This is a genomic window from Streptococcus pseudopneumoniae (assembly GCF_001068775.1).
In the GTDB taxonomy this organism is placed as follows: domain Bacteria; phylum Bacillota; class Bacilli; order Lactobacillales; family Streptococcaceae; genus Streptococcus; species Streptococcus pseudopneumoniae_N.
The window spans coordinates 15205-38282 of the sequence record NZ_JWAJ01000106.1; the positions used below are offsets into that span (position 1 = coordinate 15205).

Genomic DNA, 23078 nt, shown 5'->3' on the forward strand with positions numbered 1-23078 from the left:
ATGAAAGAATTTGGATTTGACCTAGTATAGCAACAAATCAGAAAACTATACTTGTTGATGTGACTAGACGTGGTTCTGGTGTTGGTTATTGATAAGTTAAAGGAGTGAGTATGAAAAAACTAGGGCATTTGGGAACCTATATATTACTGGTATTTTTATCGGTTTATCTACTAGAGTTTAGTAGTCTTCATATGGCTAAGTTTTTAGGATGGGGGATAGATGGATATTCTATCATTTCAGCAGTTGGTGAAGTAACTCTTTTAGTGGTGTTTGTCTGCTGGTTGAAAAAGAAAAAAATGCTCTTTATCCTTGAAAAACAGTCATGGAAATGGTCAAGGCTTTTCTACCTTGTAATAAGTCTAGTGGCTACTTATTTTGTTCGTCAATTGTTGGATACTTTTCAGTTACAGTTTCATCACTTAATTGATAACAAGTATATCTTTCAAGACCTTATTTCGACTTTATATTCTAATGGACAACCTACTTTTTTAGCGACTAGTTTCCATTTTATATCGAGTGTCATCGTTGCTCCTATATTTGAGGAGAGCGCTGATAGAGGGTATTTTATGAATACCTTCTTTCCAAACTCCAAGTATTATCTGGATGTTATCTTATCAGCCCTTATCTTTGGAATCAGTCATTTGGTATTTTCCCATCGCGATCCTATCAGTTTAATGTTTTATAGTTTAGGCGGTTTCTTCTATGCCCTTGTCTACCGTTGGACAAAGAACCTGAAAATTACAATCCTATGCCATAGTTTTTTCAACTTTCTCACTTATGCAAAGCCCATCTGGATTTTTGTTTATAATTATGTCTATTACCACTTTTTTAGATAGTAGAAGGGAAAGAAAAAAGTGTTTGATAATTGTCAAACACTTTTTCTATATTATTTAATCTTCTTCTGTCACAAATTGACTGAGGAGTCCGTTGATAAAACGGGCTGATTTTTGATCTGAAAAGCTTTTAGCAAGCTCAATGGCTTCGTTAACAGCTACGAGTTGAGGAGTGTCAAATGAAGTAATTTCAAAAACTCCTAGGCGTAGAAGAGTTTTTTCCACTAAAGTCAGACGATCGATGGTCCAACCAGTTTTCAAATGTTGAGTGATTTGTTTATCCAGATCATCCTTTTTAGCTTGGACACCAGAAACGAGCTCTACAAGGAAGTTAGGAAGTTGTACGTCTGTATCTTCGCGATCATGTGTGTAGGCGAAGCGACAAGCAGTTTCTAGATCTGAACCAAATTCAAGACTCATCAAGGCTTGGAAAGCACACTTACGTAGTTCACGTCTAGATTCTAATAATGGACTAGTCATTGAGGAAGTCCTCGTCGAATAAGTCTTTCAATTCTGGTTTTGGTGTTTTATCTGGAACGATACCAGCAACGTGAATGTTGACGGCAGTGATTTCAACATCAGCCATATTGCGGACAGCATCCTTAACAGCTTTCTGGATAGCCATAGCAACCTTAGGAACTTTGACACCGTACTCTAGGTAGAGGTAGATATCAGCTGTGAGCTCATCGTTTGCTTCTTTTAGATATACGCCACGACCAAGAGAAAGTTTTGAAAGGGTGTCAGATACTGATTTGTTTGAAAAAGAGTGTACGCCTTCAACTTTCGCAGTTGCGATAGCAATAATTTTTTCAAGTACACGTGGGGCGATGACGATTTCGCCAAGTTGTTCTTCAATTCCCATAGAATGACCTCTTTCTAGTTTCTAGAGATTAGGCGCGAGAAACGTAAGTTCCTTCTGCAGTGTTGATAATCAATTTTTGTCCTGCTTCGATGAAGTCTGGAACGTTCACGACAAGACCAGTTTCCATTGTTGCTGGTTTACCAGAACCTGTAACAGTAGCACCTTTGATAGATGGTTGTGTTTCAGCAACTGTCAATTCAACAGTAGTTGGTACAGTCACACCGATTACTTCAGTTCCGTAGAATTGGATTTTTACATCTGAGTTTTCAAGGATGTAAAGCAATTCGTTTTCAACATTTACAACAGGAATTTCGTATTGGTCATAAGTTTCTGTATTCATGAAGTAAGCTGTGTCGTCCATTTTGTACAAGTATTGAGCTGGAACTGTTTCGATAATAGCTTGCTCAAATTTTTCTTCTGGGCGGTAGCTTGTTTCAAATGTTGAACCAGTACGGACATCACGCAATTTCATACGCATGATAGTGTTTCCTTTACCTGGTTTGTGGTGGCTAGCTTCCAAAACGCGGATCAATTTTCCTTCTGCTGTTTCAAAGGTCATACCAGCTTTTAGTTTACTTGCTTCAATCATGTTTTTACCTCTTTAATAAATATTATTACTCTTCATTCTACCATAAAATCTTCTGGAAATAAAGTCAAAATAGTTAACGGGAGATGGTAGGGGAGAAAAAGAATATTGCCTAGTCAGGTGGAGTGGTTAATGTTAAAGAGTATCCACTATATTTCTTCTCATACTCAATGGAAATCAAAGAGCAAACTAGGAAGCAAGCCGCAGGTTGCTCAAAACACTGTTTTGAGGTTGTGGATAGAACTGACGAAGTCAGTAACCATATATACGGTAATGTGACGCTGACGTGGTTTGAAGAGTTTTTCGAAGAGTATTATATTTCAAAAGGCCGAAGTAAGCTTACTCCGACCTGTTAGTATTGTCTTAAAAAGATTGATTTTTATTCTGGTTCTACCAAAATTTTAATTTGTGACTTATCTTGAGTTAATTCGATAAAGCCTTCTTCGACTATATTTTCCAATTTAATTTTCTTAGTAACTAATTTTTCAGCAGAGAAGTAGCCTTGTTCCATCAATTCTAATACTTTAGGGAAGATATGACGATAAGCAATGATTCCTTTTAGTGTCTTTTCTTGGATTGCAAATTCATTCGGATTAATATTTGCTTCTCGTTCCCAGATAGAGACCACCATACACTCACCTGCTTTATGTACGGCAGCTAAGGCTTGTCCTAAAACTACTGGCACACCCGTTACTTCATAAGAAACATCTACACCACCGTTTGTTAAACGATGAATAGCTTCAACAGCTGTTTCACCTTCTTCCGGACGGACAACTATAGCTCCTAACTCTTCAGCTTTTGCTTGACGTTCAGGTGATAGTTCAACAGCATAAATCTTAGAAGCACCCGCTGCACGAAGGGCTTCTACAATTAAAAGACCAATCGGACCTAAGCCAAAGACAGCAGCAGTATCACCAGTTTTTAGTGCTGATTGACGAACTGCATAAACTGCAACAGCAGCTGGCTCAGTGAGAGCAGCTTGCTCATAGCTTAAGCTATCTGGAATGACATGTACTAAGTCACCGTCTAAAACACAATATTTGGCAAATCCACCGTCTGCAGCCAAACCGACAAAATTAAGGTTTGGATCCAAATTATAATTACCAACTAAGTTATTCTTAGCTAGAATTGGTTCTACAGCAACACGATCACCAACTTTAACACGAGTAACATCGCTTCCGACTTCTACAATTTCACCAGAAAATTCATGTCCCAGTGTTACTGGTGCTTTTTGACCAGAATAGACATGTTCTTCTGTTGGGATGAAGATAGGGCCATCTAAAAATTCGTGGAGGTCAGTACCACAAATTCCTGTGAATTTAACAGCAACTTTTACTTGGTGCGGAAGTACCTCAGGGACTTCTACTTCTTGAATACGAACATCTTTTGCTGCATGCCAGCGAGCTGCTTTCATTGTAGCCATATGAATAACTCCTTATTGTTGCGATTTTTAGTTTTCCTTTTAGGAAACTTTACATGCAATATTGTAAACGCTTTCCTTGTATTTGTCAAGAAAAACCAACCTCAGGGCTGGTTTCTTTTACATATTAATCTTCTTTCAACTTAGCCAATTCTTGGGCAAGTAGCTTGAGGGCGACTTGTGGGTTGGCTTGGCCTTTGGTTGCTTTCATGAGGAATCCTGTGAAGGCTTTGTCAGCGTTACGTTTTCCTGACTTGAAGTCGGCAACAGCAGCTTCGTTATCTGCAAAGACTTGGTGGATAATTGGAATCAAGATTTCTGGATCTGAGATTTGAACCATACCTGATTTCTCCACGTATTCACGCGCACCTCCACCATTTTTAGCCAGGTGGACAAAGACTTTCTTGGCAATCTTAGACGAGATAGTGCCGTCTTCGATGATGGCAATCATTTCAACCAAGTTTTCTGGTGTCAATTCGATTTGTTCCAGTGTTTTGCCTTCGGCATTCAAGAATTGAGCAACTTCCCCTTGGAGCCAGTTAGAGACTTGTTTAGCATCGCCACCGAGGGCAACAGCTTTCTCAAAGAAGTCAGAAGTGACTTTATTAGCAGTCAACTGACTAGCATCGTAGTCTGATAAACCAAGGTCAGATACATAACGCGCACGGCGTTCTTTTGGAAACTCTGGCAACTCTGTACGCATTTCCTCAATCCACTCATCTGAGATTTCAAAGAGTGGTAGGTCTGGTTCTGGGAAGTAGCGGTAGTCTGCAGCACCTTCCTTGACACGCATGAGGATAGTTGCCTTGTTCGCTTCATCATAACGACGTGTTTCTTGGCGGATTTGACCACCAGAGCGAAGTATTTCAGCCTGACGTTGCACTTCGTATTCAAGACCTTTACGAACGTTTGAGAAGGAGTTGAGGTTTTTCAACTCAGTTTTGGTACCAAATTTCTCTTGACCATAAGGACGAAGAGAGATGTTGGCATCTACACGCATAGAACCTTCTTCCATCTTAACGTCAGAGATACCAGCGTATTGGATCACTTCCTTGAGGGCTGTTAGATAAGCGTAGGCTTCTTCTGGTGAGCGCATGTCGGCTTCAGATACAATCTCAATCAATGGCACGCCTTGACGATTAAGGTCGACATAAGAGAAACCATCCGTACCGTGGGTGTTCTTACCAGCGTCCTCCTCTAGGTGAGCACGCTCGATACCGATTTTCTTAGTTGTTCCGTCTTCTAGTTCCACTTCAATCCATCCGTTGTAACCAATTGGCTCATCAAATTGAGAAATTTGATAGGCTTTAGGATTATCAGGATAGAAGTAGTTTTTGCGATCAAAGTGCATCTTCTTGTGGATGTCCATGTTGAGGGCAAGAGCTGCCTTGATACCAGCATCGACAACACCCTTATTGAGAACTGGTAGTACGCCTGGGAAAGACCAGTCAATCACGTTAGTGTTGGCATTTTGGTCATTTCCAAAGTGGGCAGAAGTAGGTGAGAAGATTTTTGAATTGGTGTTGAGCTCTACGTGGACTTCAAGTCCAATGACTGTTTCAAAGTTCATTAGTTGTCACCTCCAAAAATCACGGGTTGTTGTTTGTGGTAGTCTGTTGTTGCTTCAAAAGCAGCAGCAGCTTGGTAGATAGTTTCTTCTGAATACTTAGGACCAATCAATTGGAGTCCTACTGGTAGACCTTGAACAAATCCTGCAGGAATTGAAATTCCTGGTAGACCAGCCAAGTTGACAGGAATTGTTAAAAGGTCAGCCAAGTACATGGCAACTGGGTCATGGTTGAGTGAGTCCAAGTCATAAGCAACACTAGGAGCAGTTGGACCCAAAATCAAGTCATAATCCGCAAAGACGTTTTCGAAATCTTGAATGATGAGGGTACGGACTTGACCAGCTTTCTTGTAGTAGGCATCGTAGTAACCTGATGAAAGACTGAAAGTACCTAGCATGATACGACGTTTCACTTCTTCACCAAAACCTTGGCTACGGCTGTTTACATAGATTTCATCAAGGTTGGTTGCATCTTCTGCGCGATAGCCGTAACGGATACCGTCAAAACGTTGCAAGTTTGATGAAGCTTCTGATGAAGCGATGATGTAGTAGACGGCAACACCGTATTTAGAGTGAGGCAGGCTCACTTCTTCGACGATGGCACCCAGTTTTTCAAAGTGTTTGGCAGCATTAAGAATAGTTTCCTTAACTTCTGGGTCAATCCCTTCGCCAAGATATTCTTTAGGCAAAGCGATTTTCATGCCCTTGATGTCTTGGCCGATTTTTGAAGTAAAGTCAGCAATGCGGACAGGAGCAGAAGTAGAGTCTTTAGCATCTTCGCTAGCAATAGCATTGAGCAAGAGAGCATTTTCCTTAACAGTTGGAGCAAAAGGACCAATTTGGTCCAATGAGCTACCAAAGGCAATGAGACCGAAACGTGAAACCGTTCCGTAGGTTGGTTTGAGACCAACAATCCCATTGAAGGCAGCAGGTTGGCGGATGGAACCACCAGTATCAGAACCAAGTGACAAGCGAACTTGTCCTGAGGCTACAGCTGCGGCAGAACCACTTGATGAACCACCAGGAACCTTGCTTTGATCCCAAGCGTTTTTAGTCGCACCATAGTGTGAAGTTTCACCTGAACCACCCATGGCAAATTCGTCCATGTTAGTTTTCCCTACGACAATCATGCCGTTCGCTTTTGCATTGGCAACGGTTGTCGCATCAAAGATTGGCTCATAGTTGTAGAGCATTTTTGAGGCAGCAGTTGTCAGGATGCCGTCTGTAGAGATATTATCCTTAACCGCAAGTGGAATTCCTGAAAGGATATTTTCAGCATCGATTCCAGCTTGGTCAATAGCCTTGGCTTGAGCAAGAGCTTGGTCTTCAGCGATGGTAACAAAAGCGTTGATAGCTGTCTCGCGAGATTTGATATCTTCAAGTGTTACTTGCGTTAGTTCGGTTGCAGAAATTTCCTTAGATACAAGGAGGTTGTGCAACTCTTCAATCGTTTTATTGTTAAAAGTCATTAGGCATCTCCTCCATCATCCAGAATAGCTGGTACCTTGATATAGTAGTTATCTTTTTCAGGTACATTTTTAAATAAGCGATCACGGTCAGTTCCTTCTTCGGCTACGTCTGGGCGAAGAACGGTCTTGCGATCTGCCATGGTAGTCGTTGCTTCAACACCAGTAGTGTCGACTTCGCCCAGCAATTCGACCATATCAACAATTTTTGAGAGTGTTGTCGCAAACTCAGCAGTTTCTTCTTCTGAGAATTTTAATTTTGAAAGATTGGCAACGTGAGTTACCTCTTCTTGCGTAATTTTCATCTGGTATCCTTTCGTGAAATGATGATTATTTATCTGTTCTATTTTACCATATTTTCCTATAAATAAGGGAGGCGGAACTGAAAAGAAATAGAAATTGAAAAAAATGCTAAAATCCGATATAATGGAGTGTTGAAAGGAATGGTAAAATCCAATGTAGAAATCATTCTTAGCCATTGAAACAAGAAAAATAGAGAATCAAAGAAAGAGAACTTATGAATATTCAAGAAGAAATTAAGAAACGTCGTACCTTTGCCATTATCTCTCACCCGGACGCGGGGAAAACAACCATCACTGAGCAATTGCTCTACTTTGGGGGCGAGATTCGTGAGGCTGGTACTGTAAAAGGAAAGAAAACAGGGACTTTTGCCAAGTCTGACTGGATGGATATCGAGAAACAACGTGGGATTTCGGTAACCTCATCTGTCATGCAGTTTGACTATGATGGCAAGCGTGTGAATATCCTAGACACGCCAGGGCACGAGGACTTCTCAGAAGATACCTATCGGACCTTGATGGCGGTGGATGCTGCGGTCATGGTAGTGGACTCTGCCAAGGGTATCGAGGCCCAAACCAAGAAATTATTTGAGGTTGTCAAACACCGCGGGATTCCAGTCTTTACCTTTATGAACAAGCTGGACCGTGACGGTCGTGAACCACTAGATCTCTTGCAAGAATTGGAAGAAGTCTTGGGTATTGCAAGTTATCCAATGAACTGGCCAATCGGAATGGGGAAAGCCTTTGAGGGGCTCTACGACCTCTATAACCAACGTTTGGAACTCTACAAAGGGGATGAACGTTTTGCCAGCCTAGAAGATGGCGATAAACTCTTTGCTAGCAATCCATTCTATGAACAAGTTAAAGATGATATTGAGCTTTTGAATGAAGCAGGAAATGAATTCTCAGAGGAAGCCATTCTTGCAGGTGATTTGACACCAGTATTCTTTGGATCAGCTCTTACTAACTTTGGTGTTCAGACCTTCCTTGAGACTTTCCTCAAGTTTGCTCCAGAACCACATGGACACAAGAAAACAGATGGCGAAATTGTGGATCCGTATGACAAGGATTTCTCAGGTTTTGTCTTTAAAATTCAAGCCAACATGGACCCTCGACACCGTGACCGCATCGCCTTTGTTCGTATTGTATCGGGTGAATTTGAGCGTGGCATGAGTGTCAATCTCCCTCGTACTGGTAAAGGGGCTAAACTTTCGAATGTGACTCAGTTTATGGCGGAAAGTCGTGAAAATGTCACTAATGCCGTGGCTGGAGATATCATCGGGGTTTACGATACAGGTACTTATCAGGTTGGGGATACACTAACTGTTGGAAAAAATAAGTATGAATTTGAACCACTGCCAACCTTTACTCCTGAGATTTTCATGAAAGTTTCTGCTAAGAACGTCATGAAACAAAAATCTTTCCATAAGGGAATCGAGCAATTGGTTCAAGAAGGAGCTATTCAGCTTTATACCAACTACCAAACAGGTGAATATATGTTGGGTGCCGTTGGTCAATTGCAGTTTGAAGTCTTCAAACATCGTATGGAAAATGAGTACAATGCAGAAGTGGTTATGAGCCCAATGGGTAAAAAGACCGTTCGCTGGATCAAGCCTGAGGACTTGGATGAGCGTATGTCTTCAAGTCGAAACATCTTGGCTAAAGACCGCTTTGACCAGCCTGTCTTCCTCTTTGAAAATGACTTTGCCCTCCGCTGGTTTGCGGACAAGTATCCAGATGTAGAGTTAGAAGAGAAGATGTAGATCGCCAAAGTTACTTGATTGTGTAACAATCTAAGTAACTAACGCCAAGTTTCTATGGAACTTGGCTAGGCGCTCCACTAGTAAAGTTTTACGAATAGTATCGATTCGTAAAACTTTACGTCGTGACGGGTAGAAATTGGGCTACCTGCTTGCCTCACTAACTACGTTTGGCAAATGGAATCGATTTGCTAAACTGTGTGTCGTAATGTAACAATCGGTAACCGCTATGGCAGTTTGCCTAGTAACAGAAAGGAAGCGGTCTAGCTGCCTGCCTTTCTAACTGCGTTTGGCAAATAAAATCGATTTGTAAAACTCAGTGTCGTAACGTGTAGAAAGTGGCCTAGCTAACTGCCTTACTAACTTCGTTTGCCAAATAGAATCGATTTGCCAAACTCAGTGTCGTAGTGAAAAAGAGTATCTGAGTTTGTAACTTACCTTAAAACTATTGCAAAAAGCCAAGAAAATCCCTTCCTTGGCTTTTGTTGTGACTTGCTATTTAGAATTTTCCTAAAACTCCGTCCCGATTTGGGACGGAGTTTAGGAGGTCTTTTAGGTCGCTAATCGGTAAACAGCTTCAGCATAGATATCCATAGCCTGATAGAGATCATCTAAGATAGCATATTCATTTGCTTGATGTTCTGTTTGCTCTCTTCCTGGGAAGAGGGCGCCAAAAGCGACACAGTTTGGCATCGTACGTGCAAAGGTTGCACCGCCAGATGATAGAGCGGGACTCTTGTCACCAGTTTTTTCTTCATAAACTTGCATGAGAGTAGTGACGAGCATACTATCTCTTGCCACGTAAAGTGGTGCTAGGTAGTCAAATTCTTGGTAGCTAAGTTGGTAAGCTTTTGCGCACTCTATCAGCTGATGAACAAGGGCATCCTTGTCTGCAAGGACTGGGATTCGGATATCAATTCGAATCTCAGAACTTTCGGGAGTAATGGTTAAGGCGGCCACATTAAAGGATAAATGTCCAGAAGGCTGGTCGCTGATATCACCAAAGATTCCTTTTCCTTGACCATCTTGACCATCTTGACCAACTTCTTTGGCAAGAAATGTAAGTGCAGGATGGGATTGAATGGAATCAAGGACGGTGGCTAATCGAATGACTGCATTAATCCCTTGGCTAGCATCCTTGGCATGCTTAGATAGTCCTAGAACAGTAAGGTTCTGGTCATTTTGTTGATAATCGTAGCCAGCAGATATGAGGCCTGTCTGGATCTGATCCATAAGTGGTCCTTGATAGGTTGCCTTATCAGGTACGACATTAAATGCTCCGCCTACATCTAAGGCGAGTTGTTCTGATCCAGGTCCATGAAGTTTGACCTGAAGGAGTCCTTTTTCTGCATAGGTTAATGGAAATGATGAGTCGGGAGCAAATCCCATGCTGGCTTGCTCTTCAATGGCATTATATCTTGCCATACAACGCCAAAGTGTTTCTTCATCAGTGCCAAATATGAACCGAACCCGTTTTTTGAATTGAATTCCTTGGTCAAGCAGGCTTTTGACTGCGTAAAGGGCTGCAAGAGAAGGTCCTTTATCATCCTGAGAACCCCGACCATAAACCCGCCCATTTCTGATACTAGCTTCAAATGGAGGAGTTTCCCAGTCTGTCAAATCGCCTGCAGGAACTACATCTAGGTGGCAGAGGATGGCAAGGAGATCCCCCTCTCCAACTTCTGCATACCCATAATATCCTTGAGGATCAAGGTAGGTTTTAAAACCAAGTTCTTGACATAAGTCCAGCGTTTTTTTCAGGACATCTTGAATTGCTTGACCAAAGGGAGTGCCATTTTCACCTTCATTGAGAACAGAAGGATAAGAGATGATTGTTTTCAAACTTTGAAGAAAATCCTCTTTGATTGATTCTGTAATATAGGATTTCATCCGTATTTCCCTCTTTATTATAAGAATGGCACAAAGGTACCTAAGATAAGAAGTAGAATACTTGCAACGACAATGACGATGACGAGTTTTCCAACAAACTTCCACCAAGTTCCAAGGCTGACACGACCAAGAGCAAGAGCACCCATAACAATACCTGAAGTAGGAGTCACAAGGTTAAGGACACCAGATGCAGATTGGTAGGCAGTGACGATAAGGCTTGCTTTAACATTGACGAACTCTCCAAGAGGAGCCATTATACCCATAGTTGCACTAGCAAGACCAGATGAAGAAGGAATGAGGAAGGACATAGGTAGGTAGAAGATATAGGTCAATACGATGAAGATTTGAGGAGAAAGACCTTGAAGGCCAACTTCACCCCAGTGTAGGATGGTTGCAGTAATCATACCATCGTTCATGATAACTTGGATACCACGAGCAACCGCACAAATCAAGGCTACTGAAAGCAAATCTGCAGCACCAGTTAGGAAGGTTGAGACAATCTTGCTTTCTTTGAGACCATAGACAACACCAATCAAAATCCCCATAACGGCAAAGAGCATAGCGCCTTCTGGGAAGTACCAGCTACCAAATGGTTGAGCAGATGAACCGATAACTCCTCCAATTACAGGAAGGCCGATTAACCAATTCTTGAAGTCTTCAAATACAGTAACATGCAAATCAACCCAAGGGATGAAACTTGCAATCATAATGATAAAGGTTAATACAAACAAAGCGAGGACATGTTTTTGTTTCTTGCTCAAAGTAGATGGTGCATCATCGTTTTCTGAAACATTAAAGTGTTTGATATCTTCTTCGCGTTGAGCGTAAACGAGTGATTTAGTAGGATCTTTTTGAATCTTTTCTGCATAACGATAGACAAAGTAAGTGCTGATACCTGTCATTACAAACCAGAAGATAACACGGAGAATAACCCCATCCATAGAAGAGATTCCTGCAGTATCAGAGGCGATAACTGTAGCAAATGGATTCAATGTAGATGCCAAACAACCAACTTGAGAACCTAGTAAGATGATGGCTACGGCAGTGATACTGTCAAAACCAACTGCCATCATTACAGGGACAAGAAGGGGATAGAAGGCCATGGTTTCTTCCCCCATACCATAGGTAGTTCCTCCAAGTGCGAAGAGGGGCATGAGGATGAGAATCAACATTTTTTCGCGGCCCTTGTATTTTTTAACGATGGAGGCAATCCCTACATCGAGTGTACCAGTAGCGTTTACGACACCAAGGAAACCTCCGACCATAAGGATAAAGAAGGCAACGTCGATTGCTGCGCTAGTTGGTTCGTGACCGAGCATGGCACGAATTGGTGCCATAAAGACATCGTAAATCCCTTGAGGATTAGAGTCAACAGTTTGATAGGTACCTGCGATGAGGTTACCTGCTTCATTGGTATCATACTTACCTGCAGGAATGACCCAGGTCAAAAATGCCATAATGGCAATGATGATGATCAAAACAGTGTATGATGAAGGCATTTGAAACCTTTTTTTATTTTCACTCATTTGTTTTTCCTCCTAAACTATGTCACACAGTATAAAAACGAATGATGGTGGCAAGAGTGCTGACTAAACTTTCTTGTAAGGTATCACTAAGATATTAATCTTTAACGATGATTGTTCCGCTATCAGATTCAATCAAGGCTCCCAAATTGCTGAGGGAAGTGATGACGGCTTTTCCTGCTGGACGATTGGTTACAAAATCAATGGCAGCTTGGATTTTTGGTAGCATACTACCAGGAGCAAATTGCCCCTCTTGGATGTATTCTTGGAGTTGGCTAACAGTTACCTGCTCCAATTTTTCTTGATTTGGTTTGTTATAGTTGACATAAGCATAATCTACGCCAGTCAAAACGATGAAGAGATCGGCTTCAACCAGTTCTGCCAAGCGTTGAGATGCAAAGTCCTTATCGATAACGGCTTCTACCCCCGATAGGTAACCGTTTTCATTTTCGATTACAGGAATACCTCCACCGCCTGCAGCGATGACAACTTGACCTGCGTTTAGCAATGCTCGGATACTATCGATTTCTTTGATGTGGATAGGTTTTGGCGAAGCAACGACCTTACGCCAACCGCGACCTGCATCCTCTTTGAAGGTTGCTCCAGTTCTTTCGCTTTCTGCTTTGGCATCTTCTTCTGAGTAGAAAGGACCGATTGGTTTGCTTGGGTTAAGAAATGCTGGATCATCTTTGTCTACGACTACTTGCGTTACAACAGACGCAACAGGTTTTTCCAATTTCAAATCAAGCAAAGCATTATCTAAAGCATTTTGGAGCCAAAAACCGATACTACCTTCAGTCATGGCTACGAGTGAGTCTAGAGGGAAGACTGGATTTTTTTCGGAATCTGCTGCTAGATGTTGAAGGAGCAAGTTACCGACTTGCGGTCCATTGCCATGGGTGATAATCAATTCATCACCATTTTGGATGAGTTTCACCAGATGGCGTGCTGTTTCTGCCAGAGCTGCTTCTTGGGCTTGAGCAGATGGATCGGTAGAGAGAATAGCATTCCCTCCAAGAGCGACAACAATTTTACGATGAGACATGAGCGCTCCTTTCTTTTGGATGGATAAAAACCAATTTTGGTTAAAAGCTTGGATTTGGAAGTTGAGAAGAAGGCTTTCTACAAACGAGCAGAGTTGGAATTCTAGACATGTAAATAACTGGGGAGGCAGTTAATTTTTTGTTATGAGGTTTAGGTTGAATGTTAAGCTAGTAGCTTGAATGTGACTGTTTTCAAATTCCAACTCAGAGCTCGTAACTATTACAAAAAGGGACCGGACTAAAACACTAGTCTCAGCCCCTAAGCTGTTTCTTATAGTTGGTATCACACTTTAGGAATATAGAGATTTCCTAGTGTAGCAGCCATAACGGCTTTGATGGTGTGCATACGATTTTCTGCTTGATCAAACTGACGAGCATATTTGCTATGGAAGACCTCATTAGTTACTTCCATTTCTTTTACACCAAATTTCTCAGCTACTTGTCTGCCATAGATTGTATTTGTATCATGAAAGGCTGGTAAGCAGTGGAGGAAGATTAAGTCTTCATTGCCTGCTTTCTTAATAAGCTCCATATTTACTTGATAAGGTTTTAGCAAAGCAACGCGTTCTGCAAACTTATCTTCTTCGCCCATAGATACCCAAACATCAGTGTAAAGGACATCAGCCCCTTTTACAGCTTGATCAGCATCTTCTGTGATGAGAATGTGAGCCCCACTTTCTTTGGCATATCCCTCAGCCAGTGCAACAACTGCTTGATCTGGGAAGAGTTCTTTTGGTGAAAAGACATGAACGTTCACACCAAGGATTGCTCCTGTTACTAGAAGGCTATTGGCAACATTGTTACGACCGTCACCACAGTAAACCAATGTCAAACCTTCAAGATGTCCGAAATTTTCTAGTACTGTCAAATAGTCTGCAAGCATTTGAGTTGGGTGCCATTTATCCGTCAAGCCATTCCAAACAGGAACACCAGAGAATTCAGCTAATTCTTCAACCATATCTTGACTAAAACCACGGAATTCAATACCATCAAACATACGTCCCAAAACTTTTGCGGTATCTTCCGTAGTTTCTTTTTTACCTAGTTGAATATCGTTGGCCCCCAGGTATTCTGGATGTGCACCAAGATCGATTGCAGCAGTTGTGAATGCTGCGCGTGTACGGGTAGAAGTTTTTTCGAATAAAAGAGCAATATTTTTACCAGCTAGATAGCGGTGTTCGATGTTTCGTTTTTTAAGATCCTTCAAGTGAGCTGAAAGTCCAATCAAATATTCGAGCTCTGCACGGGTAAAATCTTTTTCAGCTAGAAAACTTCTTCCTTGAAATACTGAATGTATCATTCTATATATCCTTTTCTAACAAGCATGATTCTGCTAGCAGATGCTAGGCAGAAATAGGAAGAATTTAAATGTCTTCGCGTTCAAACGGCATTGACATACAACGAGGTCCACCACGACCGCGTACCAACTCCCTGCCGCGAATCTTAATGAGACGAAGTCCATATTCTTCAAGTTTCTTATTGGTCACAGTGTTGCGTTCATAAACGACTACGACACCTGGTGCGATAGCGAGTGTGTTAGAGCCATCATTCCATTGTTCACGAGCAGCTGCAACAATATTACCATCACCACAAGGAATGAGTGTAACTTTTTCTAAACCAAGGTTTTGAGCAAGGAGTTCTGCCAAATCTCCTTTTTCTTCAACAATCTTGAGTTCTTCATTTTCGTAAGTGACGGAATAGACACGAAGATTGCCTTGGATTTCTGGGTGGATTGTAAATTTGTCATAGTCTACCATGGTGAAGACAGTATCCAAGTGCATGAACTTACGGCTGTTTGAAAATTCAAAAGCCAAAACTTTCTTGAAGCCAACATTCTTTTTGAAGATATTAACCAAAAGTTTTTCGATAGAAGCGGCATCGGTCCGTTGAGAGATCCCAACTGCTAGGACATCTTTTGAAAGAACAAGTTCATCTCCACCTTCAATCCGAGTAGTTTCTTCACGGTTATAGATGAGCTCTACTTTGCCACCATAAATTGGGTGATGCTTGAAGATGTACTTACCATAAAGTGTTTCGCGATTGCGTGTATCGGCGTACATGTGATTAAGTGATACTGCATTCCCGATAGTCGCAAATGGGTCGCGGGTGAAGTAAAGGTTTGGCATTGGATCGATGGCAAACGGATAGTCAGATTCAACCAAGTCAGTTAATCCTTTGCCTTCTTCAGGGATGTCAGGCAATTCAACTTTTTGAACACCTGCCATTGTTTTCTTGATCAGTTCAAGATTGTCGTCAATATCATGAAGCAGTTTTCGGATGGCATTTTTAGTTTGTCGACCACGAATATTTGCTTCGTTGAGATATTCTTCGATGAACTGGTCGCGTATTTCTGGAGAAGTTAATGATTCAGCAGCCAACTGTTCAAGATAGAGCACTTCGATTCCTTCGTCACGGAGTGCTTGAGCAAAGGCGTCGTGTTCACTTTGGGCATCTGCTAAAAATGGGATGTCATCAAAGAGCAACCTCTCAAGGTGATCTGGCATCAAGTTTTCTAATTCTTGACCCGGACGGTGCAACATAACTTTTTTCAGTTTCCCAATTTCTGAGAAAACATGAATTGGATGTGAAGACATGTGGATCCTCCTTTTTTTCTCGTGTGTACCAAATGATATTGGTATCGCTTACAAGCTAATAGTATCACAAATTAATATGCATTACAAGGGATATGATAAGGCCTAAAAGGCTTTAAAATGGCTATTTTAAAGTATTTCTTACATTTTTTTTATAAGAATATTCACAAATATACATGTTAAGTTAACTTATTTTTATATTCTATAAAATTTATGCATAAAAATATTTTTAAAATTTTTTTAAAAAAATTTGAGATTGTAGAAAAAGGTGGATTTTCTGAGGTGAAAAGTTTGTTGAAACAAAAAATCCCTTAGACTAGGACGATTGATCTAGCCTAAGGGAATGAATAGTTGGGTATTACATACCGAAATTTTTCATAAAAATTATGAAGAGTGCCATTAAGATGAAGCTGATACTATTAAGTAGCATATGGACTGAGATAGACATTTCCAAACGTCTGGTACGATAAGCAGTCCAAGTGAGGACGGCTGACATCCAGCCATAAATCAAGAAGGAAGGGAGATTAGAAGGTCTGTGCGCAAGGAGGAAGATCAACCAACCAATAATATAGCCAAACTTTTCGTAGCCTTGGAAGAGTTTGGTAGGAATAATCCCGCGACAGATGATTTCTTCACAAATAGGTGCGATTAAAACGATGAGGAAGAAACTGCTAATCAGAGAGCTTTCAGAAATAAGGTTGTTAATTACTTGCTGATTAGAAGTTGTTGTTTGTTTTATGAGTTGTAACCAGATGCCACCTACAAGATTTCCAACAAAGATTGTCAAATAACTCAAAACAATACGAGGAAGATCATTAATCGTTAAGAGTTTAGGCTTAAATACTAGTAACTTGCTCTTATGGGCTCCGTATAAAAAGATAGCAAGTACAAGAATCGAAATAAGAGCTACGATAAGTGATGACCATATAGGCTCAATCTGACTTATTGCTAGCAGAGCTAGAGTTTGCATCGGGATTTGAGAGAGCACGATGGCTACTAACAAAATCCCAAACCACGCGAGTCGTTTACGAAAATCTTTAAAAAAGTTCATTGATATGTCTCCTAAAATTTTTATCTAATTATAGCACAATTGCTGAGAAGATTCTATTTGTTACCATAAGATGAAAGTACAGACGACAAATAGAATATCCCGAATCAAATGACCGTAGAATGATACCTCCTGTCTCAAATTTTTTGGGAATAAAAAACTGAGAAATAGAGCACCAAGGCCAATATAAAAAGCAATCGATAAAATGGTGATTGGATTACGTAGGAAGATTAAAATAGAAATGATGATGACGGAAAATCTCACTTCCTTGCTACTGGAATCTTTTTGTAACCTTCTCCATTTTTTCAAGGGGAGAAAGGTAACGAGATCAACTCCAAAGAGAAAAAAGAAGGAGGGAAGGATGAGTTCTACAGCTTCTTTTTGAAGTAAGTTAACAGTGACGATACTCTCTGACAGAACAAGTCCAACACCACAGAGATTGACAATAACCATCATACTATACAATAAAAAGATAAAGCGACTCCTATCAATCAGTCTATCTCTTTTTAGGTTGTGACTAGATAAATAATGCATAAAGGCACAAGACCCAGATAATCCTAATAAAGCCAGTAGAAAATAAAAACAGGATTGTTTGAGGGCCAGAGAGGTTCCAGACCAAAAGATACAACTACAAAATGCCAGTTGGATTAAGGCAAAGAACAAGAGTAGTCGAATTGATTTCATGACTTTTTCCATAAAGTATCCCCTATATTTTTTTCTTATTATAGCTAAAAGATAGGAGAGAAAAATCCTTAAATTCCCAATTGTCGATTTTTAGAGCTGTCTTGTCTTTTGAAACTAAAAAATCCCCCTTCAAGGGTTCCTTGAAGAGAGAAGATAGGGTGTAAAGTTGATTGTTCTAACGTTTAGACCAGGTTCGCTTCATAAAGAGCAGTATGATTGGATAGATTTCCAGACGTCCTGCAATCATTGCAAAAGATAGTAGAAGTTTTGAAAATGGACTAAAAATTGAGAAACTTGCAGTTGTTCCTAAAATAGGACCGATATTGTTAAAACAACTGAAAACAGCACTCGTGACAACCATTAAATTATTGGTATCTAAACTGACGATGAAAATCAAACTGAGTAGAATCATGATATAAACCACAAAATACTTCAGGATCTTGTGCTGGGTATCCTTATCAATAACCGTTTGATTAACCTGAAGGGTTAACACACGGTGAGGTGATATGGTAGACAAGACTTGATTTTTAGCAATTTTAGACAGGATGACTCCACGGATGATCTTGAGACCACCAGCGGTAGAACCAGCAGAACCACCGATTGCCATCAGCATTAGCAAGATGTATTGAGAAAACAAAGGCCAGTTCGTGATATCTCCATATCCAAAACCAGTAGTGGTAATGATGTTAGATACTTGGAAGAAGGCCATCTCAAAGCTTTGAGAAACTCCGCTATAGAGATGAAGCGTGTTGAGTGTGATTAGACCAGTAGATATAGCCACAATCAAGAGATATGCTCGGAGTTCTTCATCAAAAAAGAATTCCTTGATACGACGGAGCATGAGGTAGTAGTAGAGATTGAAATTGACACCAAACATCAAAACCCCGACACTTGTCAGATAGGTGATGAGAGAACTGTGATAGTGGGCAATTCCGTCATTATAAACAGTAAAGCCACCAGTACCAGCAGTACCCATAGCGATAACAAAACTATCGTAGAGTGGCATCCCAGCAAGGTAATAAATAACTACAAAGAGGGCAAACATAGCCAGGTAGAGGATATAAAGGATTTGAGCTGTATTTTTTAGCTTAGATACAACCTTGCCAAATACTGGTCCTGGAACCTCAGCCTTCATAACTTCTAGGTGACTATTTTTAGCATTGTCCATAATAGCTAGGGCAAAAACCAGTACCCCCATCCCTCCGATGAGGTGGGTAAAACTCCTCCAAAATAGAAGAGAACGACTTAAGACAGAAACATAATTTAAAATGGTTGCTCCCGTTGTTGTGAAGCCAGAACTAATCTCAAAGAAGGCATCTATCATATCGGGAATTTGCCCTGAAAAGACAAAGGGAAGGGCACCAAAGAATGACCAGAGGATCCAACAGAGAGCTACAATTAAGACCCCTTCTTTTGCATAGATTCGCTGTTTTTTAGGCTTGCTGATGATGCCAAGAAGACCTAGAACAACAAGGATTCCGATGGTAGAGAAAAGAGCTGTAAAAACTTGACTTGATTCTCGATAATAAAGAGCAATGCTAACTGGAACTAAGAGTAGACCAGCCTCGATCAAGAGTAGCTTTGCAAGAAGAAATCGTACCATACTTCTATTCATAGCTTACCTCTCTAACAGATCATAGATTTTGGTGATATTTGATAGTAGTGTGATGACAACTAACTTATCACCGACTTGAAGGCTATCTTCACCAGTTGGGAAGATGGTTTTCCCATTACGAATAATAGCAGCGATCAACAAATCTTTTTTGAATTTAAGTTGAGACAATGGTTTGCCAGTCATTTTATTGGCTTCCTTGATGAGAAATTGAAGAGTCTCAATATGTCCATTTGCAAGGTGGTGCATCGCTTGAAGATCTGAATATTGGGCATTGGCACGACCGTGGATAAAGTGCATGATAGCATCTACAGCGATGGTTTTTGGTGTGATAATACTAGAAAACTCAGGTGCATGGATAATCTCTAAAAGGCTAGTTCGATTGACCTTGGTGATGTTTTTCTGAACACCAACACTATCTAAGAACATAGATGTAATAATGTTTTCTTCGTCAACGCCAGTGAGAGTTGCGACAGCATCGTAGTGTTGGGCGCTTTCTTCTAGGAGGATATCTTTTGCGGTTCCATCACCTTGCACAATATAGAGTTTTGGATATTTTTGACTGAAAAATGCTGCGCGATCTGGATTGAGTTCAATGACCTTGGTATCAATACGGCTATCTTTCAAAATACCAACAAGGTAGTAAGCGATTTTTCCAGCTCCAATAATGAGTAAACTTTTAACGACACGAGATTTGACATAGTTATGAAAAAGCATCATGTCTACACGGTTACCTGTAACAAAAATCCGATCCTTATCTTGGAGGACCATATCCCCACTTGGAATCATGAGCTTATGATCGCGTTCAATGGCACAAACGATAACATTACCAAACTTTTTACGGAAATCAACAATAGACATCTGACAAATATTACTATCAATTCGAACCTTGAATTCCATCAAACTAACCAAACCACCTGCAAAACGCTCAACAGAAAGAGCATTTGGGAAGTCGATGATATTAGCGATAGCACGAGCTGCAAGGAGTTCTGGATTGACAATAAGAGAAAATCCGAGAATATTTTTTTCTTTAAAGTAAGGGTTGGAATACTCAGGATTGCGAACACGGACGATGGTTTCTTTAGCCCCCATCTTTTTAGCTAAGACAGCAGAGACCATATTGACCTCGTCATATTGAGTCATAGCGATGAAAATATCGCAGTCTTGAACATTGGCAGCTTCTAGCATGGCAAAGTCAGCACCGTTTCCTGCAATTCCAATAATATCAAAACGGCTTGTCATATAATTAAGAACCGTTTCGTTCTGTTCAATTAGGACAACATCATGATTGTCAGCGACAAGTGAACGACAAAGGGCAGAACCAACTTTCCCCCCTCCGACAAGAATAATCTTCATATTAAATAACCTACTTTTTCAATATGTATCTATCATACTCTTTTTTAGAATAAAATGCACTCGGCAACCGACTCTTTTCATTATTAGGGTAGAAAATTGTCCCACTGATAATCTTACTTGTTCAAAATTTAAGATATAAATCAGCTATTTTCGTGTAATTCTAATGAATACATAAGCATTTTTAGCTAATGTAAATATGTTTGTAAAAAAATTGAAAAAATCAAGTCATTTCTATTGACAATCAAGCTGAAAGTGATATACTAAAACAGTAGTTTCGCTGATTTACTTCAAACCTGTTGTGAGGTAAGTTAACGATGCCTTAACCACGCTGTTTGCTGAGCTTGACTCCGGGCAGTGTGGCTATTTTTTTGCACTAGTGAGAGGAAACAAGGCATGGCAAATCACATTGTATTATTTGAACCCCAGATTCCACAAAATACGGGTAATATTGCTCGTACTTGCGCAGCAACGAATGCGCCCCTTCATATTATCAAACCGATGGGTTTTCCTATTGATGATCGTAAGATGAAGCGGGCAGGTCTAGATTATTGGGACAAGCTTGAGATTCATTTTTATGATAGCTTGGCTGATTTTATGGGAAAAATGGATGGTCAGCTCTACCTGATTTCCAAGTTTGCAGAAAAAGTCTATTCAGATGCAGATTTCACGACAGAAGGAGATCATTATTTTCTCTTTGGGCGTGAAGATAAGGGCTTGCCTGAGGAATTTATGCGTGAGCATCCAGAAAAGGCTCTCAGAATTCCGATGAATGATGAACATGTTCGTAGCCTGAATGTATCTAATACAGTATGTATGATTGTCTATGAGGCTCTCCGACAACAAAACTTTGTGGGCCTCGAACTGGTTCACACTTATGAAACAGATAAATTGAAATAAACACTTAGATAAAATGCTTGCGCTTGCAAGCTTTTTTTGTTATCATAAAGGGGTCTTCAGGGCTGGGTGAGATTCCCGACCGGCGGTGAATTTGACTAGCTATTTTAGCTTTCTCTTCGTTGTCTTGTCTCGATATACTTTAAGTATTATCTTCGACTGCGACGTCTAGATAAATCTAAAATATCTTAGCCAAATAAGTCCGCGAGCGCAAGCTGATGTGGTGAGATTCCACAACCGACAGTATAGTCTGGATGGGAGAAGACGAAAGAATGGCTTTGTCTATTCTAATTGATTTTTTATAGGTAAATTGCAACCGCTTGCTAAAAAGAGTGAGGGGAAACTTTTGGAATATAAAAATAGAGGGTAGATAGAGGAATCCTTTCCAACTTCTTCTGATTTTATAGAAAATTGGAGGAACCTGTTATGACAAACACACGTCGACTTTCGACCATTGCAATTCTATCAGCGCTTTCATTTGTGTTGATGTACTTTGACTTTCCGCTTTTGCCAGCGGCATCCTTCTTGAGGATTGAGTTCAGTATTTTACCGGTCCTTGTGGGATTGGTAGTCTTGGATTTACCAGCAGCTTTTGGAGTGCTTTTCCTTCGGTCCTTGTTGAAAATTCTTTTGAACAATCAAGGGGTTAGTACCTATATTGGTTTACCGATGAATATTGTTGCCTTGGGAGTCTTTGTACTTGCTTTTGGTTTGATTTGGAAAAAAGAGCGTACAACCATGCGTTTCGTCCTAGCTTCAATAGCTGGTACGCTTGGTTTGACTCTAGCTATGCTAGTTCTGAACTACGTCTATGCTGTTCCTTTGTACGCTAGGTTTGCTAATTTTGATATTGAGAAAATCTTAGGATTGAGCAACTACCTGATGACTATGGTCTTGCCTTTTAATCTGATTGAAGGTATTATCTTTGCCATCTCTTTCTGGTTGTTGTTTGTCCTTTTGAAACCAACTTTAAAATACTATGAAAGATAAACAAACATATTTGATGAAGGGCTCTTTTGCCCTTTTGCTTTTTGTAATTTTAGGTTATATTGTCAAGTTTTACCCTAATATGCTGATTGGCTTTGATCAACCAATCCAGACTGCTATTCGAGGTGACTTACCTGCTTCCTTGACCTTTCTTTTCAGAACAATCACACATTTAATTGATATCCCAGTCATTATCACTTGGGTTCTCATTGTAGCTTTTATTTTTTACCGTAAGCGATGGAAACTGGAAACTTATCTCATGCTAGGGAATTTGACTTTAGCTGGAATCTTAATCGTAACTTTTAAAAATATCTACCAACGACCTAGACCAGAAATAGTACATCTAGTGGAGGAAAAAGGTTTCTCATTTCCTAGTGGACATTCTCTGGCTGTGACGCTCATGGTAGGATCTTTGATTGTGATTTTGAGCCAACGGATTAAGAATACAACTTGGAGAAAAATCGTTCAAATCTTGCTAAGTTTATACATCGTCAGTGTATTGGTATCAAGAATTTATCTGGGAGTTCACTACCCATCAGATGTGATTGCCAGCCTTTGTGTAGGCCTAGGAGTTTTGTTTATGGAGTTTCCTTTCTATGATAAACTGCGTTTTCAATGGCGATTTACAGGCAAGCAGAAGTAGGCATTAACTCTTCT

21 protein-coding genes and 1 riboswitch are annotated in these 23078 nt (G+C 40.4%); of the genes, 5 read left to right on the forward strand and 16 right to left on the reverse strand.

Translation table 11 applies throughout. The features are described from left to right. The first annotated feature begins 110 nt into the window (after window positions 1–110). A complete protein-coding gene (locus ADF68_RS05720; protein ID WP_049548990.1) occupies window positions 111–836 on the forward strand; it encodes a CPBP family intramembrane glutamic endopeptidase in 726 nt (241 codons plus the stop codon). 54 nt (window positions 837–890) lie between these two features. Here ADF68_RS05720 and nusB read toward each other — a convergent pair whose 3' ends face one another. The 7 genes from nusB to gatC form a co-directional block, all read right to left on the reverse strand. Then, window positions 891–1313, reverse strand: coding sequence for a transcription antitermination factor NusB (gene nusB, locus ADF68_RS05725; RefSeq protein ID WP_049548991.1), 423 nt, complete (start codon window positions 1311–1313; stop codon window positions 891–893). After that, window positions 1306–1695, reverse strand: coding sequence for an Asp23/Gls24 family envelope stress response protein (locus ADF68_RS05730; protein WP_049548992.1), 390 nt, complete (start codon window positions 1693–1695; stop codon window positions 1306–1308). Before ADF68_RS05730 ends, nusB begins: the two co-directional genes overlap by 8 nt. Window positions 1696–1723: 28 nt before the next feature. Further along, the gene (gene efp / locus ADF68_RS05735; protein WP_000568646.1) at window positions 1724–2284 is read right to left on the reverse strand and encodes an elongation factor P; all 561 of its coding nucleotides are present in this window, start codon (window positions 2282–2284) and stop codon (window positions 1724–1726) included. A 376-nt stretch (window positions 2285–2660) separates the two neighbouring features. Next, window positions 2661–3704, reverse strand: coding sequence for a 2,3-butanediol dehydrogenase (locus ADF68_RS05745; RefSeq protein WP_049548994.1), 1044 nt, complete (start codon window positions 3702–3704; stop codon window positions 2661–2663). 124 nt (window positions 3705–3828) lie between these two features. Continuing rightward, a complete protein-coding gene (gene gatB / locus ADF68_RS05750; protein WP_049548995.1) occupies window positions 3829–5271 on the reverse strand; it encodes an Asp-tRNA(Asn)/Glu-tRNA(Gln) amidotransferase subunit GatB in 1443 nt (480 codons plus the stop codon). Further along, window positions 5271–6737, reverse strand: coding sequence for an Asp-tRNA(Asn)/Glu-tRNA(Gln) amidotransferase subunit GatA (gatA, locus tag ADF68_RS05755; protein WP_049548996.1), 1467 nt, complete (start codon window positions 6735–6737; stop codon window positions 5271–5273). Before gatA ends, gatB begins: the two co-directional genes overlap by 1 nt. After that, window positions 6737–7039, reverse strand: a complete 303-nt coding sequence (gatC, locus tag ADF68_RS05760; protein ID WP_049548997.1) for an Asp-tRNA(Asn)/Glu-tRNA(Gln) amidotransferase subunit GatC — start codon at window positions 7037–7039, stop codon at window positions 6737–6739. The genes gatA and gatC overlap by 1 nt, the downstream gene beginning before the upstream one ends. A 212-nt stretch (window positions 7040–7251) precedes the next feature. On the opposite strand from gatC, the gene ADF68_RS05765 reads away from it, so the two are divergent. Next, window positions 7252–8796, forward strand: a complete 1545-nt coding sequence (locus ADF68_RS05765) for a peptide chain release factor 3 (RefSeq protein WP_049548998.1) — start codon at window positions 7252–7254, stop codon at window positions 8794–8796. Between the two features lie 549 nt (window positions 8797–9345). Here the strand turns inward: ADF68_RS05765 and ADF68_RS05770 are convergent. The 9 genes from ADF68_RS05770 to trkA form a co-directional block, all read right to left on the reverse strand. After that, window positions 9346–10683 carry a dipeptidase gene (locus ADF68_RS05770; RefSeq protein WP_049548999.1) on the reverse strand — a complete coding sequence of 446 codons (1338 nt, stop codon included), beginning with the start codon at window positions 10681–10683 and terminating at the stop codon, window positions 9346–9348. 17 nt (window positions 10684–10700) lie between these two features. Then, on the reverse strand, window positions 10701–12209 hold the full coding sequence (locus tag ADF68_RS05775; protein WP_049549000.1) for a YfcC family protein: 1509 nt from the start codon (window positions 12207–12209) through the stop codon (window positions 10701–10703). 94 nt (window positions 12210–12303) lie between these two features. Then, on the reverse strand, window positions 12304–13251 hold the full coding sequence (gene arcC, locus ADF68_RS05780; RefSeq protein ID WP_049549001.1) for a carbamate kinase: 948 nt from the start codon (window positions 13249–13251) through the stop codon (window positions 12304–12306). A gap of 281 nt (window positions 13252–13532) precedes the next feature. Beyond that, on the reverse strand, window positions 13533–14546 hold the full coding sequence (argF, locus tag ADF68_RS05785) for an ornithine carbamoyltransferase (protein ID WP_186823206.1): 1014 nt from the start codon (window positions 14544–14546) through the stop codon (window positions 13533–13535). Between the two features lie 67 nt (window positions 14547–14613). Next, window positions 14614–15843, reverse strand: a complete 1230-nt coding sequence (arcA, locus tag ADF68_RS05790; RefSeq protein ID WP_049549003.1) for an arginine deiminase — start codon at window positions 15841–15843, stop codon at window positions 14614–14616. Window positions 15844–16198: 355 nt separating this feature from the next. Further along, window positions 16199–16891 carry a CPBP family intramembrane glutamic endopeptidase gene (locus ADF68_RS05795; protein ID WP_049549004.1) on the reverse strand — a complete coding sequence of 231 codons (693 nt, stop codon included), beginning with the start codon at window positions 16889–16891 and terminating at the stop codon, window positions 16199–16201. A gap of 60 nt (window positions 16892–16951) precedes the next feature. Continuing rightward, the gene (locus tag ADF68_RS05800; protein ID WP_049549005.1) at window positions 16952–17584 is read right to left on the reverse strand and encodes a hypothetical protein; all 633 of its coding nucleotides are present in this window, start codon (window positions 17582–17584) and stop codon (window positions 16952–16954) included. Between the two features lie 163 nt (window positions 17585–17747). After that, window positions 17748–19187: a TrkH family potassium uptake protein gene (locus ADF68_RS05805; RefSeq protein ID WP_049549006.1), complete on the reverse strand. Its 1440-nt coding sequence runs from the start codon at window positions 19185–19187 to the stop codon at window positions 17748–17750. Window positions 19188–19190: 3 nt separating this feature from the next. Continuing rightward, complete coding sequence (gene trkA / locus ADF68_RS05810; RefSeq protein ID WP_049549007.1) at window positions 19191–20540, reverse strand: Trk system potassium transporter TrkA; 1350 nt, start codon at window positions 20538–20540, stop codon at window positions 19191–19193. 393 nt (window positions 20541–20933) lie between these two features. Here trkA and ADF68_RS05815 point away from each other — a divergent pair, with 393 nt between their 5' ends. From ADF68_RS05815 to ADF68_RS05825, 3 genes are all read left to right on the forward strand, one after another. Next, window positions 20934–21437 (forward strand): tRNA (cytidine(34)-2'-O)-methyltransferase, encoded by a 504-nt coding sequence (locus ADF68_RS05815; RefSeq protein ID WP_049549008.1) that lies wholly within the window; start codon window positions 20934–20936, stop codon window positions 21435–21437. A 48-nt stretch (window positions 21438–21485) separates the two neighbouring features. After that, window positions 21486–21704: riboswitch (FMN riboswitch) on the forward strand. Window positions 21705–21860: 156 nt separating this feature from the next. After that, complete coding sequence (locus tag ADF68_RS05820) at window positions 21861–22424, forward strand: ECF transporter S component (protein ID WP_049549009.1); 564 nt, start codon at window positions 21861–21863, stop codon at window positions 22422–22424. Further along, window positions 22414–23064 (forward strand): phosphatase PAP2 family protein, encoded by a 651-nt coding sequence (locus tag ADF68_RS05825; protein ID WP_049549010.1) that lies wholly within the window; start codon window positions 22414–22416, stop codon window positions 23062–23064. The genes ADF68_RS05820 and ADF68_RS05825 overlap by 11 nt, the downstream gene beginning before the upstream one ends. The last annotated feature ends 14 nt before the right edge of the window (window positions 23065–23078 follow it).

Coding starts and splice junctions, on each gene's coding strand:
- ADF68_RS05720 (WP_049548990.1), top strand. CDS start 111: ATGAAAAAACTAGGGCATTTGGGAACCTATATATTACTGGTATTTTTA.
- nusB (WP_049548991.1), bottom strand. CDS start 1,313: ATGACTAGTCCATTATTAGAATCTAGACGTGAACTACGTAAGTGTGCT.
- ADF68_RS05730 (WP_049548992.1), bottom strand. CDS start 1,695: ATGGGAATTGAAGAACAACTTGGCGAAATCGTCATCGCCCCACGTGTA.
- efp (WP_000568646.1), bottom strand. CDS start 2,284: ATGATTGAAGCAAGTAAACTAAAAGCTGGTATGACCTTTGAAACAGCA.
- ADF68_RS05745 (WP_049548994.1), bottom strand. CDS start 3,704: ATGGCTACAATGAAAGCAGCTCGCTGGCATGCAGCAAAAGATGTTCGT.
- gatB (WP_049548995.1), bottom strand. CDS start 5,271: ATGAACTTTGAAACAGTCATTGGACTTGAAGTCCACGTAGAGCTCAAC.
- gatA (WP_049548996.1), bottom strand. CDS start 6,737: ATGACTTTTAACAATAAAACGATTGAAGAGTTGCACAACCTCCTTGTA.
- gatC (WP_049548997.1), bottom strand. CDS start 7,039: ATGAAAATTACGCAAGAAGAGGTAACTCACGTTGCCAATCTTTCAAAA.
- ADF68_RS05765 (WP_049548998.1), top strand. CDS start 7,252: ATGAATATTCAAGAAGAAATTAAGAAACGTCGTACCTTTGCCATTATC.
- ADF68_RS05770 (WP_049548999.1), bottom strand. CDS start 10,683: ATGAAATCCTATATTACAGAATCAATCAAAGAGGATTTTCTTCAAAGT.
- ADF68_RS05775 (WP_049549000.1), bottom strand. CDS start 12,209: ATGAGTGAAAATAAAAAAAGGTTTCAAATGCCTTCATCATACACTGTT.
- arcC (WP_049549001.1), bottom strand. CDS start 13,251: ATGTCTCATCGTAAAATTGTTGTCGCTCTTGGAGGGAATGCTATTCTC.
- arcA (WP_049549003.1), bottom strand. CDS start 15,843: ATGTCTTCACATCCAATTCATGTTTTCTCAGAAATTGGGAAACTGAAA.
- ADF68_RS05795 (WP_049549004.1), bottom strand. CDS start 16,891: ATGAACTTTTTTAAAGATTTTCGTAAACGACTCGCGTGGTTTGGGATT.
- ADF68_RS05800 (WP_049549005.1), bottom strand. CDS start 17,584: ATGGAAAAAGTCATGAAATCAATTCGACTACTCTTGTTCTTTGCCTTA.
- ADF68_RS05805 (WP_049549006.1), bottom strand. CDS start 19,187: ATGAATAGAAGTATGGTACGATTTCTTCTTGCAAAGCTACTCTTGATC.
- trkA (WP_049549007.1), bottom strand. CDS start 20,540: ATGAAGATTATTCTTGTCGGAGGGGGGAAAGTTGGTTCTGCCCTTTGT.
- ADF68_RS05815 (WP_049549008.1), top strand. CDS start 20,934: ATGGCAAATCACATTGTATTATTTGAACCCCAGATTCCACAAAATACG.
- ADF68_RS05820 (WP_049549009.1), top strand. CDS start 21,861: ATGACAAACACACGTCGACTTTCGACCATTGCAATTCTATCAGCGCTT.
- ADF68_RS05825 (WP_049549010.1), top strand. CDS start 22,414: ATGAAAGATAAACAAACATATTTGATGAAGGGCTCTTTTGCCCTTTTG.